Here is a 19,948-nt window from a genome sequence, read left to right on the forward strand (position 1 = left end):
CCGTCGGCGCTCACGTGTCGTTCGAGCGGATCCGCTCGACCCAGTCCGCGACCTGCGGGTCGACGTGGTCGAGGACCTCCGCGGTGGCGTCGGCCCACTCGGCGCGGTCGATCTCGTGGAACTCGACACCGTGCTCGACGAGGAAGTCGACGTTGGCCTGCTGCTCCGAGATCGACGTCTCCTCGTACCACTCGGAGACGTCGTCGATCTCGGCGTCGACGATATCCCGCAGGTCCTCCGGCCAGGCCTCGTAGGCGTCCGCCCACACCTGGAAGTGGAAGTTGCCGTAGATGTGCTCGGTGCGGGTGACGTGCGGCGCGACCTCGTAGAAGGAGTTGAACCGGACGACGTCGGCCGGGTTCTCCTGGCCCTCGACGGCGCCCTGCTCGATCGCGGAGAACACCTCGCTCAGCGCCAGCGGCATGGGGCTCGCCCCGAGCGACTCCCAGGTGTCGAGGTAGGTCTGCTGGGTGGGCACCCGCAGCTTGAGGCCCTGGACGTCCGCGAGCTCGGTGATGGGGCGCTGGGTGTTGAGCACGCGCGGGCCCCGGTACATCTGCCCGAGGAGGAGGAACCCGGTGTCCTCACGGATCGCCTCGATGATCTCCTCGCCGAGGGGGCCGTCCCACACCTCGAGGAACTGCTCCTCGTCCTCGTAGAGGAACGGCACGCCCTCGATCGCCGCGAGGCCGGTGTAGCGCTCGAACGAGCCGACCGACTCGATGACCATGTCGACGGCCCCGAACTCGAGGCCCTCCTGCATGTCCTCCCAGCTGCCGAGCTGGGCGGCCGGGTACACCTCGATGCGCACGTCGCCGCCGGAGACCTCGGCGACCTGCTCGGCGAGGCGCTGGGCGGCGCGGTCCTGGAGGCTGCCCGTCCCGTAGGAGTGGCCCAGGCGCAGCAGGAGATCCGGCTCGGCGTCGTCGGGCGTGGCGGCGCAGCCGCTGAGGAGGAGGGCGGCGCCCGCCACGGGGGCGACGAGGCGAGGGTGGAGCGAGGTCGTTCTCTTCCCCACGGGAAGCTCCTTCGGTGTGCGGGGCGGGCGGGGGCGGTGGCCCCCGCCCGCCGGGAGAGCGAGGTGTCGGTGCTCGGTCAGTACGTGCCGAGGCCGAGCAGGACGGGGGCGTACGTGACGAGCAGGAGCATGGCGACGGAGACCGTGAGCCACGGGACCATGTCCCGCAGCGACTTCTCCATCGGGATCCCGGCGATCCGGCTCGTGATGAGCAGGTTGATGCCGACCGGCGGCGTGATGAGCCCGATGGCCAGGTTGATGACGACGATGAGGCCGAAGTGGACGGGGTCCACGCCTGCCGCCGTGACGACCGGCAGGAGGATCGGGGTGAAGATGATGATCGCCGCGTTGCCCTCGACGACGGTGCCGATGAGCAGCAGCAGCACGTTGACGACGAGCAGGATGAGCACCATGTTGTCGGTGAGCCCGAGGACGGCGTCGGCGACGATCTGCGGCGTCCCGCCGGTGACGAGCGCCCACGAGTAGGCCTGGGCCATGGCGATGATGAGCATGATGGCGGCGACGAGCATGGTCGTCTCCCGCATCGCCTTGACGATGCGCGGCCACGTGAGCTCCCGGTAGACGACGGCGCCGAGGATCGCGGCGATGAGCACCGCGACCGCCCCGCCCTCCGTCGCGGTGAAGATCCCCAGGCGGATGCCGCCGAGGATGATGACCGGGATCGTCAGGGCGGGCACGGCCTTGGCCGCGGCGCGCAGCACGTCCCGGGCGCCGACGCCGGTCTCGGCCGGGTAGCCCTTCTTGCGGGCGATGAGCCAGCCGGTGACGAGGTAGACGGCGCCGAAGCCCAGGCCGATGTACAGGCCGTGGAAGAACAGCGCGCTCACCGACACCTCGGCGGCGACGGCGTAGATGATCATCGTGATGCTCGGCGGGAGCACGAGCGCGATGATCGAGGCGGTGGCCGTCACCGCGGCGGCGTCGCCCGGGGAGTAGTGGCGGCGCAGCATCTGGGGGATGAGGAGGCGCCCCACCGAGGACGCGTCGGCGACGGCGGAGCCCGACATGCCGCCGAAGGCGACGTTGGTGAGGACGTTGACGGCGGAGAGCCCGCCGCGGATCCGGCCGACGACGGCGTAGGCGAAGTCGATGAGCCGCTGGGTGATGCCGCCGGCGTTCATCAGGGCGCCGGCGAGGACGAACAGCGGGACGGCGAGCAGCGGGAACGAGCGCATGCCGGCGACGAAGCGCTGCGCCCCGACCTCCGGGGGGACGCCGTCGACGCCGAGGGCGGCGAACGAGGCGAGGCCGATGGCGACGCCGACGGGCGCGCCGATGACGAGCAGGACGACGAGGACGCCGCCGAGGATGAGGGGCATGTCAGGCGTCCTTGTCGTGAGAGGTCGGCACGGCGGCGGGCTCGAGCTCGGGCGCGTTGGCCTGCACCGGGTCGAGCGGGGTGTCGAACTCCCCGCGCAGCGTCGCGACGAGCTTCTCGAGCGCGTAGACGAAGGAGAAGCCCATGCCGATCGGGACGATGAGGTACATCGCGAGCAGCGAGATGTCCGTGCCGGTGGCGATGGTGAGCCCGGTCATGAGCTGGCGGGCACCGGTGGGGAGCATGAGCGCGGCGTAGACCGTGACGAGGCCGAACAGGCCGGCCGAGAGGAGGTAGCCGAGGGCGACGACGACCCGGCGGGCGGTGCCGCGCAGGCGGTCGACGACGATCGTGACGGCGATGTGCTCGCTGTGACGCACCGCGACGGGGATCGCCGCCATGACGCACCAGACGAACATGAGCGTGGCGAACTCCTCCGACCACACGGTCGGGCTGTTGAGGACGTACCGCATGAACACCTGCAGCACGAGGACGACGCTCACCAGCGTGATGGCCACGCCGGAGATCGTCATGAGGACGCGTTCGGCGCCGGAGAGCACCCCGCGCACGAGCCGGGCGGCGCTCACGGGACCATCACCAGCTTGACGATGTCCCCGGGGCCGTCGGCGGCCATGGCCGTGGTGATCGCGGCGCCCTCCTCGAGGGAGGTGGTGCGGGTGACGAGGGCGTCGGCGAGGTCCGGGTGGCGGCGGAGCACCTCGAGGGCGGTGCGGAAGTCCTCCTTGGTGTACATCGCCGTCCCGAGCAGGGCGATCTCGCGCACCTGCACCTGGCCGACGGGCACCGGGACGGGCTGGTTGAACACGGCGACCTGGACGATCGCGCCGCCCGGGGCGACCGTCTCGAAGGCGCGGTCGACGAGCGCCGGGACGCCCGCGGCGATGAAGACGGCGTCGTAGGAGCCAGCCTCCAGGGCGGCGTCGGGCGTGTGGACGCCCGTGGCCCCGAGGGAGCGCAGGAGCGGGTGGACGTGCTCGCGGGGCTCGACGACGTCGACCTCTGCGGCGCCGGCGTCGCGGAGCACCTGGGTGATGAGGGCGCCGATCGTGCCGCCGCCGAGGACGAGGGCGCGGTCGTGAGGGCGGGCGCCGAGCTGGGCCACGGCGTGCGCGGCGACCGCGATGGGCTCCGCGAGGGCGAGGTGGGCGTCGTCGACGTCGTCCGGGGCGGCCACGAGCGTGTAGGCGGGCACGACGACGTGCTCGGCGAAGGAGCCGTCCCACTCGGCGATGCCGAGCATCTCCTTGTCGGCGCAGAGGTGGTAGCGGCCCACGCGGCACCGCTCGCACGCGCCGCACGGGCGCTGCGGGTCGATGACGACGCGGTCGCCGACGGTGACGCCGTCGACGTCGGGGCCGATCTCGGCCACGCGCCCGCCGGCCTCGTGGCCGGAGATCAGCGGCGGGATGCGGAACGGGTGCGTGCCGCGCAGGGCGGCGAGGTCCGAGCCGCACACGCCGGTGGACGTGACGGCGACGAGGACCTCCCCGGGACCCGGCGTCGGACGGGGGATGTCGACCACGTGGGCGGTCCCGGAGGTCTCGAATCTGATGGCGCGCATGGACTGCTGCTCTTCCCCGCGACTCTCGGGCCGCGTTGCTCTGCGTGGCGGGACAGTCGTCCGGTGCCGGGCCGACGTCGGCGGGGCATCCGGTGTGACTGGAATGACCGTATCCTGTCATACAGGTTGCCATGCTCTGTGCCCCAGGTCTCACGGCGGTGGGGTGTGGGGCGTGCCGCAGGGCACAATGGCGCGATCGTCAGCCCAAGGAGGAACGGTGCCCGACCCCTCGCCGTCGAGCGGCATCGTCCGGCAGCGCCGGCTCTCCGACCAGGTGGCCGACGCGCTCCGCGACGACATCCTCGCCCGCGGGCTCCGGCCGGGGGACCGCCTGCCCTCCGAGCGCGAGCTGTGCGAGACCTACGGCGTCTCGCGCACCGTGGTCCGCGAGGCCCTGCGCGCCCTCACCGCCAAGGGCATCGTCGTCGCCACCCCCGGGTCGGGGCTGAGCGTGGGCCGCACGAGCATTGACGACGTCGGCCAGATGCTCCAGATGTTCCTCCACCACGGCCCCAACGTCCCGTACCTGCAGCTCCACGAGGTACGGGCGACCCTCGAGGTCGCCGTCGCCGGCCTCGCCGCCGAGCGCATCGACGACGCGCACCTCACCCAGCTCGCCGACCTCTGCGACCAGCTCCCCGGCCACGCCGACGACATCGTCGCCGCCTCCACCAACGACTACGCCTTCCACCGCGGCCTCGCCGTCGCCACCGGCAACGACTTCTTCGTCATGCTCTACGACGTGCTCGGCGAGGGGCTCATGGAGACGCGCATCGCGACGTTCTCCTACGACCCCCGCCGCATCGATGTCGTCACCCGGGCGCACCGGGCGATCGTGGAGCACCTCGACGCGCACCGCGCCGACGGCGCGCGGGAGGCGATGCTCGACCACCTCAACGAGGTGCGCGGGACCTGGGTCCGGCACCAGGAGAGCGCGGCGACCTGACCGCGGTCTATGACGGCGGGGCGGTGGGGACCGGCGGTGCGGGTGCGGTGCTGCCTGCCGGCGGTGGGGGAGCGGGAGCCGGCGGCGTGGGGGCGCGCGATGCGGCGCGGGCGCGGAGCGCGGGCTGCACCACGGCCACGGCCAGCGCGGCCGCGGCGGCCGTCGCGGCTGACACCGCCGAGGCGGCCGTGGCGAGGGTCGCGGACGATGCCGCCGGGGCGGCTGCGGCCGCCGTCACCGGCTCGGGCGCCAGCACCGCCAGGGCCCCGGGGCGGACGCGGGCGGTGACCGGGAGGTCGACGAGGCGCTCGCCGTCGGCGTAGGCGGTGACCGCGGTGTCGGCGGAGAGGGAGACCGTCCGGCCGCGCCACACCTCGACCTCCTCGAGGTCGACATGCCGGCCGGAGTACACCGAGGGGAAGAAGCGCAGCAGCCGCAGCCGCGACATCGCGCGGACCAGGACGACGTCGAGGAGCCCGTCGTCGAGCGCCGCCCCCGGGGCGATGTGCATGCCGTGGCCGTACTGGCCCGAGTTGGCGACGACGACGGTGCACGCCCGTTCGACGTGCTCGACGCCGTCGACGGTGATCCGGTACGTCGCGGGCCGGAACGCCAGCACCGCGCGGACCGCCGCGTAGGGGTACTGGAGCCGTCCCGGCAGCCGCCGGGCGCCGTCGACGAACTCCGACGCCAGCGAGTCCACGCCGGCGAAGACGCTCCCCGGGACGAGCCGGCCGCCGACGTCGACGAGGTCGACCCGGCGCGGCTCGGCGGTGAGGAGGGTGGCGGCGACGTCCTCCGGCGACCGGCCGATCCCCAGCTGCGCCGCGAAGTCGTTGCCCCGGCCGCCGGGGACGATGCCGAGCACGCCGCCCGCCGCGACCACCGGACCGACGAGCGAGGCGACGGTGCCGTCCCCGCCGACCGCGACGACCACCGCCCCCCGGCCGACGGCGGCGCGCGCGAGGACCGCGCTGTGCTCGCTGCAGCGGCTGTGGGCCACCTCGACGTCGGCGCCGGCCGCCCGGAGGACCCGGGTCACGGCGCCCGCCGCGGCCGTGGCGGCGCCCCCGCCGGAGGCGGGGTTGACGAGGAGACAGAAGGCGCGCGCCATCACGACGGCCCTGGCCCGTCGATCGACGTCGTCCGCACTGAGCGCTCCCATCGGGCTGGTCGTGCGCACACCGGTGAACGCACTGCGGGTCATCGTAGGGAACTTGGCGCAGGCGCGGGAGGGGGTCCCCACCCCCATGTGGTGATCGTGCAGAAACCCCATGTGGTGATCTTGCAGAAACGCTGGGCCCGCTCCCCGGCGACCTAGAAGCGGGCGGAGAATCCGCCGTCGGCGTGGAGCAGCTGCCCCGAGACCCAGCGCCCCTCGCGGGACAGGAGGAACGCCACGACGGCAGCGATGTCCGCGGGCGTGCCGAGCCGCCCGAGCGGATGGGCCGGGATCAGGACGGTACGCAGGTCGTCGTCGATCCAGCCCGTGTCGACCGGTCCCGGGTTGACGACGTTGGCGGAGACGCCGACCGGACCCAGCTCGCGCGCGGCCGAGATGACGATGCGGTCCAGAGCAGCCTTCGACGCGCCGTACGGCAGGTTGCCGGTGGTGTGGTCGCTGGTGAAGGCGACGACGGCGCCGCCGTCGGCGGGAACCTGGCGCGCGAACGCGGCGATGAGCAGGAGGCTCGCGCGGGCATTGACCGCCATGTGGCGGTCGAGGCTCTCGGCGGTGGTGGTGAGGATCCCGGACTGGACGTCGTGGGCATGGCTGAGCACGAGCGCGCTGATGGGACCGTGGTCGCCCACGACGGCGGCGACGAGCTCGTGCGGGCCGGTCGGGGTCGACAGGTCGCACGGGTAGTCGGCGTCGGCGAGGTCGCTGGTGGCCACCTGCCACCCGTCGTTCACGAGGCGCGGCACGACGCCCGCCGCGATGCTGTTCGCCCGGGCGGCGCCGGTCACCAGTGCAAGAGGCATGACGGGACGGTAGCCGAGCGGGACGAGCCCACTCCATGCCGTGAGGGGCGAGGGTGCGGGACGTGAGCCCGGGCGCCCCGGGGAGGCTCAGCGTTTTCTGCACGATCACGAGAGAGGGGGTCAGGGGGCGGGGATCGGGGGTCAGGGGGCGGGGCGGCAGGGGACCACGGCCAGGCGGTCCGCGCTCCTGCGGCGTCAGGTGAGGCGGGCTAGCGTCGTCGGTATGCGCGGCCGCAGCGGCGGGGCAGGGGCACAGTGCCTCATCGGCGGGCACCCCCGATGAGCCTGTCGCTGCGCGACCTCTCGGCGATCGGGCTCCTCACCCTCACCGCCGCCGCGGGCGTCGTCGACGCCGTCTGCTACTTCAGCCTCGAGCGCGTCTTCACCGGGAACATGACCGGCAACCTGCTCCTGCTCGGGTTCGCGCTCACCGGCGAGGCCGGCAACCCGGTGAACAACCTCGTGGCCGTCGCGGGATTCCTCCTCGGCGCCCTCATCGCCGGGCGTCTCGTCCCGCACGGCAAGGCGAGCCCCCTGCCGACCACGACGGTGTGGGCGCTCGTCGGCGGGACGGCGCTAGCCGCGGCGCTCTGCGGGCTGTGGCTGGCGGCGGGCGAGCTGGGCAGCGGGCAGACGCTCGTCCTCACGGCGCTGCTCGCCGTCGTCATGGGCTCCCAGATCGTCGCGGTGAAGCCGCTCGGCAACGCGGACATCACGACCGTCGTCGTCACCGGGACCCTCGCCAACATCGCGCGCAACAGCCGCCTCGCCGGGGCGCCGCCGCAGGCGCGGGCCGGCTGGCTCGACCGGGTCCTCTCGGTGGTCGCGCTCGTCCTCGGGGCGGCGGTCGGGGCCGGCGTCGACCGGAACGTCTCGGGCGCTGCGGCGCTCTCCCTGGCGGCGGGCCTCATGCTCGTCGGGGTCGTGGTGCTCCTCGTGGTCCGACGGCGGCAGCTGGCGGACATCGCTGCCGACGCGCGGCCCTGAGCCGGGGCCGCGGCTGCTCAACCGCGGAGCGGCGCTCGCCGTCGGGAACGATCCGCCCGCTGTTCGGCATGAGGACCGGCACCGTTCATCGGCTGGCCATGGGGGCGCCCTACGTTCCTGCCGTCCCCACCCGACGGAGGAGTTCCCTTGCCCATGCGCGCCCCATCCGCTCGACCGCCCCGAGCCGCGAGCCCCCCGCTCCGCGCCCCGAGCCCCCGGCTCCGGGCCGGCGTCGTCACGGCCGCCCTGGCCGCCCTCGTCCTCGGCGCCACGGCGCCGGCGACCACCGCCACCGCGGCCCCCGCCACGACCTGGCCGCTCGTCGTCACCGAGATCGTGCCGAACCCCGACGGCCACGACCACGTCGAGTACTTCGAGGTCACGAACACCACGACCGAGGACCTCGTCATCGGCGAGGGCGGTTACACGTTCTCGTACGCCTTCGACGACTCCGCCGACACTGGCAACACCGTCCCGCTCACGGCCCCGGCCGGGACGGTGGTCCCCGCCGGCGGCACGACGGTCTTCTGGGTCTCCTACGAGAGCGCCGACGGCAACGTCGACTCCTTCGCCTACGACGAGGCGTACTTCCGCGCGTTCTGGGCGGCGCGCGGCGGCTCAACCGCGGGGTACGACGTCGTCCGCGTGACCGGTCAGCCCGGGCTGGCCAACGGCGGCGGGCGCACGATCCGCGTCGCCGACGGCGACGGTGCCGTCGTGGGGTGGTCGCACTACCCGCCGGGCTCGACGGGCATCGACCAGGCGGCGCAGTTCCGCACCCCGGTCGACCCGGCCCAGGGGTCGATGGACGTCCTCGCCGCCAACGCCGCGCCGAGCCCCGGCGTCGTCGACCCCGCGCAGCTCGAGGACCGCGGCGGCTCCGAGGAGCCCACCGAGGAGCCGACGGAGGAGCCGACGGAGGAGCCGACGGACGAGCCCACCGAGGACCCGACGACGGACCCGGCCGCCCCGATCCCCGGTCCCGCCGCGGACTCGGTCGTCGGCACCCTCCTGCTCACCGAGCTCGTCGTCGACAGCACGAACGTCGGCGCGAGCGACGGCTACGAGTACATCGAGGTCTACAACACGACCACCCAGCCGATCGACTTCGCCGACTACCAGATCCGCTACCTCTACCCGGACAGCGGCTCCTCCGCGCTGTGGCCGGCCACCCCCGAGGGCGCCGTGGTCGCCCCCGGCGACACGCTCGTCCTGTGGATCAAGAACGGCCCCAACGCCGAGCTCACCCGCGCGGACTTCAACGCCTTCTACGGCACCGCGGTCCCCGAGGCGCAGATCCTCGAGATCGCGGCCGGCGGCATGGCCAACGGCAGCGCCCGCGGCATCGAGGTCATCACGGACACCGGGGTCACGGTCAACGGCGGGCTCTACAACCTCAACGGCGCCCGCGACGTTCAGCTCAACCAGGGGCTCACGTACGCGGTCGACCCCGCGGACTTTGCGCTCCAGCGCCTCCTCGGCCCGCGGCCCGCCACGCCCGGCGCGGTCGACGCGGACCAGGTCCCCACCGAGCTCACGGCCATGACGCCCGACACGGCAGCGCCCGTCGTCGCGGACACGACCCCGGCCACGATCGACCCGAGCGGCGACTTCACCATCTCCGCGACGATCACCGACGACTCCCTCGTCCGCAGCGTCACCCTCGAGCTGCGCTCCGACGTCGAGGATGCCGCGCGCACGGTCAACCTCCTGCGCGGTGACGCGGACGGCTATGCCCACACGGTGGGCGCCGTCGACCTCATCGGCAAGGCGTACTACGAGTACCGCTTCGTCGTCTCCGACGGCACGAACGTCACGGCGACCGACGTCGTGCGCGTCCCGGTCGAGGGTGTCAACGCCGCCCCGGTCCGCCTCAGCGTCTCCGACGGCGACGTCCTCTCCGGCGCCACGACCCTCTCCGCCGCGGGCGAGGCGTTCCCGGCCGACCTCACGCTCGCGATCGATGGCGTCGAGCGCACCCCCACGACGGCGCAGCTCGAGTCCGCGCCGGTGTTCGCCGTCGAGGTGACGGCCACGGACGACCGGTTCCGCAACGCCGTCGTCATGCCGGGTGAGGGCGAGACGACCAACGAGCAGTGCGCCACCGGCGAGGTGCTCACGCTCTTCGAGCGCGGCACGTACGCCGACGTCGAGACGGTCACCGCGCCGGTGCCGCTCGGCTACCTCGAGCAGGGCGCCGACCTCACCATCCTCGTCTCCTCGGGCACGAAGGCCTGGCCGTGCGAGGACGACAACGAGAACAACGACGACTACTCGATCTCCAACCCCCGGCTCATCCTCCCCGACGGCCGCACGCTCACGCCGGCCGGCTACACGGGCGGCGCGCTGTCGATGGGCGACTCCAACGACGGTCAGTACGACAACTACCCGGCCGTCTTCACCATCCCCGACGACGCCTACACGGCCGTCGGCTACGCCTGGGACACCACCGGGGCCGACGACGGCGAGCATGCCGTCACCGCGACGGACGGCGAGTTCACGGCCCGCGCCGCCGTCGTCGTCGACAACACGGCGCCCGTGGTCACGTCGCGCGTGAGCGCGGACCGCGCCGAGGGGGATCTCCTCCAGGGCGCCATCACCCTCGACGCCGAGGTCACCGACGCGACCACCGAGGTGGCCGACGTGCTCGCCACGCTCGACGGCGAGCCCGTCGAGCTGCCGCACGCGACGTCGTCGAGCGACCTCGCCGTGGGCGCGCACACGTTCGCGGTGACGGCCACGGACGCCGCGGGCAACACGGCCGAGCTCGTCGAGACCTTCGAGGTGCCGGACGAGGACCCCGCCGTCGAGCTCCTCGCGCCCGAGGACGGCGTGTCCGTTGCGGCTCCCGAGCTCGAGCTCTCCGCCCGGGTGAGCGACCCGACGGGTGACGACCTCGACGTCGAATTCCGGGAGGCCTTCGCCTATGACCCGACGGACGCGGCCGTGACGGCGCGCTCCGGCCAGACCCGCGACGCGCTCGCTCCCGAGCGGGACGGCACGGAGCTCGACGACGCCCAGCGCGCGGCGCTCGCCACGATGGATGGGGAGTCTGCCTCCGTGACCAGCGCGGACGCGCTGCCCTACCAGGCGTTCGACGTTGCCGTCCCCGCGGACGCGGGGGAGGGGGCGTCGGTGCGCGTGCGCTGGGACGGCACCGCCAACGAGGCGGCGAAGGTGCTGCTCTACGTGTGGAACACGGCCGACGGCGCGTGGGAGGAGGTCGACCGGCACCTCACCGACGGTGAGGCGTTCGCCCTGGAGGCGGACGTGCCGACGGCGGACCACCTGGTCGACGGCGCCGCGCGGTTCCTCGTCCAGCACTCCGAGGGTTGGGCGGGGGAGAACCTCTCGACGCGGGAGTCGGTCGCGGAACCGGCGCACCCGCAGGACACCCCGCGCGCGGAGTACGACTTCACGCTCGCGTGGGAGTCGGACACGCAGTACTACAACGAGGAGTTCTACGACCACCAGCTCAACATCCACCGCTACCTGCTCGATCAGCGGGCGGACGTCAACCTGCAGTACCTCTTCCACACGGGCGACATCGTCGACAACTTCGACCAGCCCTACCAGTGGGCCAACGCCGACCCCGCCTACCGGATGCTCGACGAGGCGGGCCTGCCGTACGGGGTGCTCGCGGGCAACCACGACGTCGGCAACTTCGACAGCGACTACACGGAGTACAGCCGGTTCTTCGGCGAGGCGCGTTTCTCCGGCAACCCCTGGTACGGCGGCTCCTACGCGGACAACCGCGGCCACTTCGACCTGTTCACCGCCGGCGGCATCGACTTCATCGTCGTGTCGATGGGCTGGGACCCGGGCGACGCGGAGATCGCGTGGATGAACTCCGTGCTCGCCGAGTACCCCGAGCGCGTGGCGATCATCAACCTCCACGAGTACCTCCTCACCACCGGTGGGCTCGGGCCGATCCCGCAGCGGATCCAGGACGAGGTGGTGGCGACCAACGCCAACGTCTCGATGGTGATGTCCGGGCACTACCACGACGCCTACACGCGCTACGACTCCTTCGACGACGACGGTGACGGCGTCGATGACCGGACCGTCACGCAGATGCTCTTCGACTACCAGGGCCTGCCCGAGGGCGGCCTCGGGTACTTGCGGCTCCTGCAGTTCGACAACGAGGACGAGGAGATCCGCGTGCGGACGTACTCGCCGTCGCTCGAGGTCTACAACTCCGACCACGAGACGCTCGACCTGGAGCACCAGGACTTCGTCATCTCCTACGAGACCGCGGGGATCGTCAGCCGGGTCAAGGAGCTGAGCGGCGACGCGTTCCGCGCCGAGGTGCTCACGGACGTCGAGCTCGGTGACGGGGCTGGTGGCGGCGCTGCCGACGACGCGGCTGGTGTGCTCGGCCGGGTCGAGGGCGTGGCGAGCGGGTCGGAGGTGGCGGTGTCCTGGGCGCCGGCCGACGGCACGTACGGCTGGTACGTCACCGCGACCGACGACTTCGGTGGCGAGGCCGACTCGGAGGTGTGGGAGGTGACCTTTGCCCGCACCGAGGTGCCGACGGACGAGCCGACCGATGGTGGGCCGACCGACGGTGGGCCGACCGACGGTGGGCCGACCGACGGTGGGCCGACGGACGGGCCGACCGACGGTGGGCCCACGGACGGTGGGCCTGGGGGTGGTGGGCCGACGGATGGCGGGCCCACGGACGGTGGGCCTGGCACCGGTGACCCGGGTGCTGGTGGCCCTGGCAGCGGGGCCGGCGACGGCGCGCCCGGCATGGGCGAACCGGGTGTGGGCAGCTCGGACCGCTCCGGCGAAGGCGAGCTTTCGAGGACCGGTGTCGGCATGGGGATTGGGGCCGTGGCCCTCCTCCTGCTGGCCGCGGGTGGGGCGCTGCTCACCCACCGCCGTCGGAAGGCGAGCTCCTGATCCTGGGTGACTGACCGGCGAGCCCCGGCGTAGCGACTGCTACGTCGGGGCTTCGCCGTCACCCCTCCCCCCCCCCCCGTCATGATCTTGCAGAAGTGCTGACTGGTGGGGACCTGGCTTACTGGGGGACATCGTGGTGCTCATAGCGCTGCGATCTCACCCATAGGGGCGGGGTTGCGACTCCGGATCGCCTGCGGGCGGCGTGCGGCGCCCGCCATAGTGCGCAGGTGCCAGCGTTCGAGCCGCCGGTCCGCGGCGTCGCGACGAGCCGAGGCCACCGATGACGCCGTCCTCGATGACTGCTGGCGCCGGCGGCCCTCGCCCATCCATCGATCGGGGGCCCCTCTCCGGGCCGTAGGCTCGCGCCGGAGGTGGGGCGGGTGACGATCCACGTGGGCACGTCGGGCTGGAGCTACGACCACTGGACGGGCGTGCTCTACCCCGACGGCATGCCCCCGCGGGACCGGCTCGCGCGGTACGTCGAGGCGTTCGGGACCGTCGAGCTCAACGCGAGCTTCTACCGGTGGCCCCGTGACGTCACCTTCGCCAGCTGGCGCCGGCGCACGCCCGAGGGGTTCGTCCTGTCCGTCAAGGCTCCCCGTGGGCTCACCCACGCGAAGAGGCTCTACGCACCCGAGCGGTGGGCCGAGCGCATCGCCGGCTCGTGGCACGAGCTGGGGGAGGCGCGCGGGGTCCTGCTCGTCCAGCTCGGCCCGCAGCAGGAGCGCGACGACGCCCGCCTCGACTACTTCCTGGGCCGACTCCCGTGGTGGGTGCGCGTGGCGGTAGAGCTGCGCCACCCGAGCTGGCACGACGACGCCGTCTACGGCCTCCTCGAGCGGCACGGCGCCGCCTACTGCGTCATGAGCGGCGCGGGCCTGCCGTGCGTCCTGCGCACGACGGCCCCCTTCGTCTACGTGCGCCTGCACGGCCCCGACCACGACCACCTCTACGGCGGGTCCTACTCCGACGACGACCTGCGCTGGTGGGCGGACCGGATGCGCGAGTGGGAGGCCTCGGGACGCGAGGTGCTCGCCTACTTCAACAACGACGGCGGCGGCAACGCGGTCCGCAACGCGTGGCGCCTGCGCGAGCTGCTGGGGCGCTGATCTGGTGTCCGGCCCCGGGAGGTGTGGCGCGGTCGTCAGCGTTTCTGCACGATCATCACGTAGGGGTGCGCCGGAACCGGGGCCGGGGTGGAGCCGGCCCCGGCTACGGAGCGGCGGCTAGGCCACCTTGCGGCGGTACGTCACCAGCGCGAGCGCGAAGGCCACGACCGTGACGCCCACGCACCACGCCAGCGCGACCCAGATCTCGGTGCCGACCGGCTGGTCGGCGAAGAGCCCCCGCATCGTGTTGACGATGGACGTCACCGGCTGGTTCTCGGCGAAGGCGCGCACCGGACCCGGCATGGTGTCGGTCGGCACGAACGCCGAGCTGATGAACGGCAGGAAGATGATCGGGTAGGAGAACGCCCCGGCGCCGTCGGGCGACTTGGCGGACAGGCCCGCGATGACGGCCATCCACGTGAGCGCCAGCGTGAACAGCGTGAGGATGCCGGCGGCGGCGAGCCACGCGAGGGGCCCCGCCGAGGAGCGGAATCCCATCACCAGCGCCACCGCCACGACGACGGCGACGGAGATCGCGTTCGACACCAGCGAGGTGAGCACGTGCGCCCACAGCACCGACGAGCGGGTGATCGGCATGGAGTGGAAGCGCTCGAAGATCCCGCCCTTGAGGTCGAGGAACAGCCGGTACGCCGTGTAGGAGGTGCCCGTCGCGATGGTGATGAGCAGGATGCCGGGCAGCAGGTAGTCGACGTACCGACCCGTGCCGGTGTTGATCGCGCCGCCGAAGACGTAGACGAACATGAGCAGGAACGCGATCGGCATGAGGGTCACCGTGATGACGGTGTCCAGGCTGCGCGTGACGTGGCGCAGGGACCGTCCGGTGAGGACGGCCGTGTCGGAGAAGGCGTGCGTGGTCATGGCGGGTCCCTACCTGTCCTGGTGTCCGGAGCTGACGACGGCGAGGAAGATCTCCTCGAGGGTGGGCTGCTTCTCGACGTACTCGACCTGCGCCGGCGGGAGGAGCTGCTTGAGCTCGGCGAGCGTGCCGTCGGCGATGATCCGGCCCTCGTGGAGGATGCCGATCCGGTCGGCGAGCTGCTCGGCCTCGTCGAGGTACTGGGTGGTGAGCAGCACCGTGGTGCCGCCCGCGGTGAGCTCCTGCACGGTCCGCCACACCTCGAGGCGGGACTGCGGGTCGAGGCCGGTGGTCGGCTCGTCGAGGAAGATCACGGGCGGGTGCCCGACGAGGCTCATGGCGATGTCGAGCCGGCGTCGCATGCCGCCGGAGTACTCGGCGACCTTGCGTGTGGCGGCGTCGCTGAGGTCGAAGCGCGCGAGCAGGTCGTCCGCGATCTGGCGCGGCTCGGGCAGGTGCCGCAGGCGGGCGACGAGCACGAGGTTCTCGCGCCCCGTGAGGACCTCGTCGACGGCGGCGAACTGGCCGGTGAGGCTGATCGACTCGCGCACCCGCGCCGGTTCCCGGACGACGTCGAACCCGTGGACGGTTGCCGTCCCGGCGTCGGGCGCGAGGAGCGTGGACAGGATCCGGACGATGGTCGTCTTGCCGGCCCCGTTGGAGCCGAGGAGGGCGTAGACGGTGCCGCGGGCGACGTCGAAGTCCACTCCCCGCAGGACGTGGAGCTGGTCGAAGGACTTGGTCAGGCCCTGCACGCGGATGGCGGGCCCCTGAGCGGTGGATGGCATGGGATCTCCTGGGTTCTCGCGAGGTGGTGGATGGGTCGATCGGTCGACCCCGGTGGGCCCGCTCGTGGCAGGGCCGGTTCGAGGCATGGGGGTACCCCGGCGATGACTCGGTGGGTCGCAGCGGGGGTGGTGGCGCGGGTGGCGCGGGTGGTGGGCGTGGCGGCGGGCCGGTCGGCCCGACGCGGTCAGGCGGGGTGGACGGTGACGTCCCCGAAGCTGGTGCGGGCGCGGACCTCGACCGTCTGCGCCGTCGTCTCCGGCGTGTCCGCCGGGTCGAGGGAGGTGGTGACCTGGCCGTACTGCGTGGCGACGTCGAGCCAGGCGGCCGTCCCGCGCCGGACGCCGACGTCGACCGACCCGGCCGAGGTGTGGAGGTTGACGGTGCCACGGGTGACCCCGAGCGCCCGCACGTTGCCGCACGCGGAGCGGGCGTCCACGCCGCCGCCCGCGGCGTCGATGGTGATGTCGCCGTTGGCGGCGCGGACCCGGGCGTCGCCCCCGACCGACCCGATCCAGGTGGAGCCGTTGGCGTTCTTCACGGTGGCGGCGCCGTCGATCTCGGTGATGCGGATGGCGCCCGCGCCGCCGACGATCGTCGCGCCGGCCACCCGGTCGACCGTGATGTCCCCGGTACCGGTGCTGAACCGGGCGCTGGCGGTCTCCTCGCAGCGGATGTCCCCCATGGAGACGGCGATGGTCGTCTCGCCCAGCCGACCGGTGGTGCGGACGTGGGCCATGGCGGCCTTGACGCGGACGGCGGAGCCTTCCGGGACGGTGATGTCCATGCGCACCGCGCCGCCCCGGCCGAAGACGGTGAAGCGCTTGGCGGTACGGACGGTGATGCGGTCGCCGGTGTGCTCGACGATGGTCTGCTCGGCGTCCTTGGCGTCGGCGGCGCGCCCCGGGTCGCTGGGGTGGACGGTGACGACAGTCTGGGTGGTGTCGGTCGCGGTGACGTAGATGTCGCCGACGGAGGTGTCCACGTCGAGGCTGACCGGGCCGGGGGTGGCGAAGGTGGGGCTCATGGTCGCTCCTCAGCGCACCCATCCGGTGTAGCGGGTGCCCTCGGTGTAGGCGAAGGTGTGGCCCGGGCTGTTCCGGCGGGCGCCGCCGCCTGCCGGTTCGAGCGCCGCCGCGGTCGCCCGGACGAGCCAGGCGTTGACCGACAGGCCCTCCGCGGCGGCCGCCTCCTCGACGCGCGCCTTGAGCGGCTCGGGGATGCGGAGGTTGATCCGGGAGGTGGCGCCGTCGTCGCCGCGGGCGGTCGGGTCCGCCGGTGTGCTCGCGGGCCCGGCATGTCCCGACGACGGCGGGGGCGTCGCCGGTCCCCGGTCCTCGTCAGGGTGCTCAGGGGTGGGGAGGCTGACGGCGAAGTCCGGGTCGAGGCCGCGCAGCCGGACCTCGACCGAGCCCGGCGCCATCTCCAGCGTGATGGCGGCGGCGGCGTCGGACAGCGCCCGGAGGATGACGAGCCGGGCGCTGGACTCGAGCGGGGCGCTGAGCCGGTCGGCGAGCGCGCGGGCGTCCGAGCCGCCGGCGTCGGCGGCTGCGGCGAGGTCGCTCCGGAGCTGAGCGACGTAGGGCGTGAGGTCCATGGCACCACTGTGGCACCACAATGGCACCATGACAAGGGGGTGTGGCGCCGCGATGGCGCACGCGCTCGCCACCCCCGTGATGATCGTGCAGAAATGCCGGCGCCCCCGCCCCCCGTGATCGTGCAGAGACGCGGGCGCGCCGAAACTCTCTGGACTCCCCGCGCTGCGGCGCTCATCCTGGGGGATTGCCCACGACTCGACGCCACGACCCCACCGACCAAGGAGACACCCGTGGCAACTGCCCTCGACCGGCGGCCCATCGCCGTCCTCGTCGCCACCAACCTCCTCGGCGGCGTCGGGGTCGCCTCCGGTGCCGCCGTCGGCGCGCTCCTCGTCGAGGAGCACGGGAGCACCGCCGTCGCCGGCCTGGGGCAGGCGGCGAGCGTGCTGGGCGCCGCCGTCGCCGCCATCCCGCTGGCGACCCTGGCCGCCCGGCGCGGGCGCCGGTGGTCCCTCGCCGCCGGCTACGCCATCGCGCTGGTCGGGGCGGCGCTCATCATCACGGCGGCGGTCCTCGGTCAGATCGCGGTGCTCATCGCCGGGCTCGGCCTGTTCGGGGTGGCGCAGGCGGTCAACCTCCAGTCGCGCTACGCCGCGTCCGACGGCGTCCCTGCGGTCAACCGGGCGAAGGCCATCTCGATCGTCATGTGGTCGACGACCGTCGGCGCGGTCGTCGGCCCGAACCTCACTGCCGCCGGTGAACGTCTCGGGTCCTCCGTCGGGGTCCCCGGGCTCGCGGGCCCGTACCTCTTCTCGCTCGTGGGTTTCGCGCTCGGGGGCCTGGTGGTCGCCCTGCTCTACCGCCCCGCCCGGACGACGGCGGACGCATCGCTTCCGGTGCACGCCGGCGAGGCGAGGGTTGACGTCCGGACGGAGGACTCGCCGGCGATGGAGCTGCTGACGGCGGACCGGACCGATGCGGCGTCGACCACCGCGGCCCCGGTCGTCGCGGCGCCGGCGACCGTGGGCGCGTGGGCGGCCCTGCGCTGGGCGTTGTCCCACCCGCTGGCCCGCTTCGCCGTCGTCCTCCTGGCGAGTGGCCACGCCGTGATGGTCATGGTCATGGTGATGACGCCCCTGCACATGAAGCACCACGGCATGTCGCTCGAGGCGGTCGGCGTGGTCATCAGCCTGCACGTTCTCGGCATGTTCGCGCTCAGCCCGGTGATCGGCTGGCTCGCGGACCGGTACGGCGCCGTCCGCATCGCCGCGCTCGGCGTGGGGATTCTCGGCGTGGCCGTCGTCCTCGGGTTCGTGGCGGCGTCCTCGGGGACGTCGGCGGGTGGCGACGGTGTCCTCACCGCCGTGGCGCTGACGGTGCTGGGCGTCGGCTGGTCGGCGACGACCATCTCCGCCTCGGCGCTCATCGCCAGCACCTCCGACGACGCCGTGCGGGTCCCGCTCCAGGGGGCGACCGACGCCGGGATGAGCTACGCCGGCGCCGCGGCGGCGGCGCTCGCCGGGCCGATCCTCGCGCTCGGCGGCTTTCAGGCGGTCAACGTGGCCGGCGCGCTTCTCCTCGCCCCGGCGATCGTGCTGCTCGTCGGCGTCGCTCGTCGGCGCGCCGAGGCGAGCGCCGCCCGGGAGCCGGCGCGCTCGGTCCGGTAAGTGGGCAGGGGCGGCGCGCGTCCTGCCCCCCATCCCTCGTGATCGTGCAGAAACGCTGAGCGGGACGGCGTGAAGCGGCTGCCCCGCGGGCACCGGCGCGGGGTGCTCAGCGCGAGGGTGGTCAGGGTCTCTGCAAGATCACCAAAGAGGGGGTGGTGAGGGTGTGGTGGGGGGGAGGGGGATCAGGCCGAGGGGTCGGCCGCTGGCGGGAAGAGCCAGCCGAGCGCGCGCCGGGCGGCGTCGGCGTACGGCCGGTGCCCCGGCTCCAGCCCGTAGGCGAGATCCTCCAGCGCCGCGCACCGCGCGTAGAGGATGGCGCGCTCGCGGAGGTCTCCGTGGTTAAGGGCGCGCTCGCCGCGCGCGGAACGGCCGCGCGCGCCCCGGCCGCCACCCTCGCCGTACGTGCGCAGGGCCGCCTCGAACCCGACCGGCCCCAGGTCGCGCAGCACGAGCGCGAGGTCGCGGGCCGGGTCGGTGAGCGCGGCGTCGCTCCAGTCGAGCAGGCCGGTGAGCTCCCCGGTGTCCGGGTCGACGAGCAGGTGCTCCGCGCCGAGGTCGTTGTGCGCGACGACCAGCTCCGTCCCGGCCGCCGGTGGCGCCGCGTCGAGGAAGGCCTCGATCCGCGGACGGAACTCCGCCGGCACCTCGGCGGCGACCCCGGCGTAGACCGCGCGCGCCTCCGCGAGCCACTCGTCGGCGGGCACGTCGTCGACGTCGAGCAGGTCGGCGAACCGGTCGGTCGGCTGGGCGTGTAGGACCGCGAGCACCGCGCCGACGGCGCTGCCGACCTCCGACGCGTGGTCAAGCGCGTCGGGAAGGCCGAGCAGCGGCCGGCCGGGGAGCCGCCGATAGGCGAGGCACCCCCGGTCGCCGTCGACGACCAGCGGCACGGGCACCGCCACGGGGACCACGGCGGCGACGGCGCGCAGCAGCTCCGCCTCCCGCCGCACTTCTGCTGCTACCTCGGACTCACCCGCACCCCCGACGGCGATCCGGACGACCACCTCGCCGTCAGCCTCGAACGCCGCGTGGTCGAGCCCGGCCCCGAGCAGGCGTAAGGAGCGCGCGGGGAGGCCGTGAGTGGCGAGCACGTCCCGCGCCACCGCCCGCAGCGCGTCCACGTCAGGCGGCGTCACCGCCGCGGCGTCCGCCAGCCCGGCACCGTCCGCCAGCCCGGCATCACCCATCTGGCCCGGCACCGTCCGCCACAC

The 19,948-nt window shown here is 73.4% G+C and carries 16 protein-coding genes; 5 read left to right on the plus strand and 11 right to left on the minus strand.

Annotated features, from left to right (window positions below):
- Positions 1-10: 10 nt before the first annotated feature.
- The 4 genes from EBO36_RS01910 to EBO36_RS01925 form a co-directional block, all read right to left on the minus strand.
- Positions 11-1,018: a TRAP transporter substrate-binding protein gene (locus EBO36_RS01910; protein ID WP_164471293.1), complete on the minus strand. Its 1,008-nt coding sequence runs from the start codon at positions 1,016-1,018 to the stop codon at positions 11-13.
- Between the two features lie 77 nt (positions 1,019-1,095).
- Positions 1,096-2,358 (minus strand): TRAP transporter large permease, encoded by a 1,263-nt coding sequence (locus EBO36_RS01915; RefSeq protein ID WP_122823135.1) that lies wholly within the window; start codon positions 2,356-2,358, stop codon positions 1,096-1,098.
- Between the two features lies 1 nt (position 2,359).
- Positions 2,360-2,944, minus strand: a complete 585-nt coding sequence (locus tag EBO36_RS01920) for a TRAP transporter small permease (RefSeq protein ID WP_122823136.1) — start codon at positions 2,942-2,944, stop codon at positions 2,360-2,362.
- The gene (locus EBO36_RS01925) at positions 2,941-3,939 is read right to left on the minus strand and encodes a zinc-dependent alcohol dehydrogenase (RefSeq protein ID WP_122823137.1); all 999 of its coding nucleotides are present in this window, start codon (positions 3,937-3,939) and stop codon (positions 2,941-2,943) included. Before EBO36_RS01925 ends, EBO36_RS01920 begins: the two co-directional genes overlap by 4 nt.
- 217 nt (positions 3,940-4,156) lie before the next feature.
- Between EBO36_RS01925 and EBO36_RS15195 the strand changes: the two genes are divergently transcribed.
- On the plus strand, positions 4,157-4,885 hold the full coding sequence (locus tag EBO36_RS15195) for a FadR/GntR family transcriptional regulator (protein ID WP_164471294.1): 729 nt from the start codon (positions 4,157-4,159) through the stop codon (positions 4,883-4,885).
- Between the two features lie 7 nt (positions 4,886-4,892).
- Here the strand turns inward: EBO36_RS15195 and EBO36_RS01940 are convergent, their stop codons facing one another.
- Positions 4,893-6,092: a diacylglycerol/lipid kinase family protein gene (locus tag EBO36_RS01940; protein WP_222928750.1), complete on the minus strand. Its 1,200-nt coding sequence runs from the start codon at positions 6,090-6,092 to the stop codon at positions 4,893-4,895.
- A gap of 110 nt (positions 6,093-6,202) precedes the next feature.
- Positions 6,203-6,868, minus strand: coding sequence for an SDR family oxidoreductase (locus EBO36_RS01945; protein WP_122823138.1), 666 nt, complete (start codon positions 6,866-6,868; stop codon positions 6,203-6,205).
- Positions 6,869-7,147: 279 nt separating this feature from the next.
- Between EBO36_RS01945 and EBO36_RS01950 the strand changes: the two genes are divergently transcribed.
- From EBO36_RS01950 to EBO36_RS01960, 3 genes are all read left to right on the plus strand, one after another.
- Positions 7,148-7,855, plus strand: a complete 708-nt coding sequence (locus tag EBO36_RS01950; RefSeq protein ID WP_122823139.1) for a YoaK family protein — start codon at positions 7,148-7,150, stop codon at positions 7,853-7,855.
- 153 nt (positions 7,856-8,008) lie between these two features.
- Positions 8,009-12,760, plus strand: coding sequence for a lamin tail domain-containing protein (locus EBO36_RS15835; protein ID WP_122823140.1), 4,752 nt, complete (start codon positions 8,009-8,011; stop codon positions 12,758-12,760).
- Positions 12,761-13,140: 380 nt separating this feature from the next.
- Positions 13,141-13,869: a DUF72 domain-containing protein gene (locus EBO36_RS01960; protein ID WP_122823141.1), complete on the plus strand. Its 729-nt coding sequence runs from the start codon at positions 13,141-13,143 to the stop codon at positions 13,867-13,869.
- Between the two features lie 117 nt (positions 13,870-13,986).
- Here the strand turns inward: EBO36_RS01960 and EBO36_RS01965 are convergent, their stop codons facing one another.
- The 4 genes from EBO36_RS01965 to EBO36_RS01980 form a co-directional block, all read right to left on the minus strand.
- Positions 13,987-14,748: an ABC transporter permease gene (locus EBO36_RS01965; protein ID WP_122823142.1), complete on the minus strand. Its 762-nt coding sequence runs from the start codon at positions 14,746-14,748 to the stop codon at positions 13,987-13,989.
- Positions 14,749-14,757: 9 nt separating this feature from the next.
- Entirely contained in the window at positions 14,758-15,534 is a 777-nt protein-coding gene (locus tag EBO36_RS01970; protein WP_122823143.1) for an ABC transporter ATP-binding protein, read from the minus strand.
- Positions 15,535-15,719: 185 nt separating this feature from the next.
- Positions 15,720-16,559, minus strand: coding sequence for a DUF4097 family beta strand repeat-containing protein (locus tag EBO36_RS01975; protein ID WP_122823144.1), 840 nt, complete (start codon positions 16,557-16,559; stop codon positions 15,720-15,722).
- Between the two features lie 9 nt (positions 16,560-16,568).
- Positions 16,569-17,129: a toxin-antitoxin system HicB family antitoxin gene (locus tag EBO36_RS01980; protein WP_122823145.1), complete on the minus strand. Its 561-nt coding sequence runs from the start codon at positions 17,127-17,129 to the stop codon at positions 16,569-16,571.
- 231 nt (positions 17,130-17,360) lie between these two features.
- Here EBO36_RS01980 and EBO36_RS01985 point away from each other — a divergent pair, with 231 nt between their 5' ends.
- Entirely contained in the window at positions 17,361-18,737 is a 1,377-nt protein-coding gene (locus EBO36_RS01985; protein ID WP_244925338.1) for an MFS transporter, read from the plus strand.
- 182 nt (positions 18,738-18,919) lie between these two features.
- On the opposite strand, the gene EBO36_RS01990 is transcribed toward EBO36_RS01985, so the two are convergent.
- Positions 18,920-19,924 (minus strand): phosphotransferase family protein, encoded by a 1,005-nt coding sequence (locus tag EBO36_RS01990; RefSeq protein WP_122825382.1) that lies wholly within the window; start codon positions 19,922-19,924, stop codon positions 18,920-18,922.
- Between the last annotated feature and the right edge of the window lie 24 nt (positions 19,925-19,948).

Source organism: Georgenia faecalis (assembly GCF_003710105.1).
Taxonomy (GTDB): Bacteria; Actinomycetota; Actinomycetes; order Actinomycetales; family Actinomycetaceae; genus Georgenia_A; species Georgenia_A faecalis.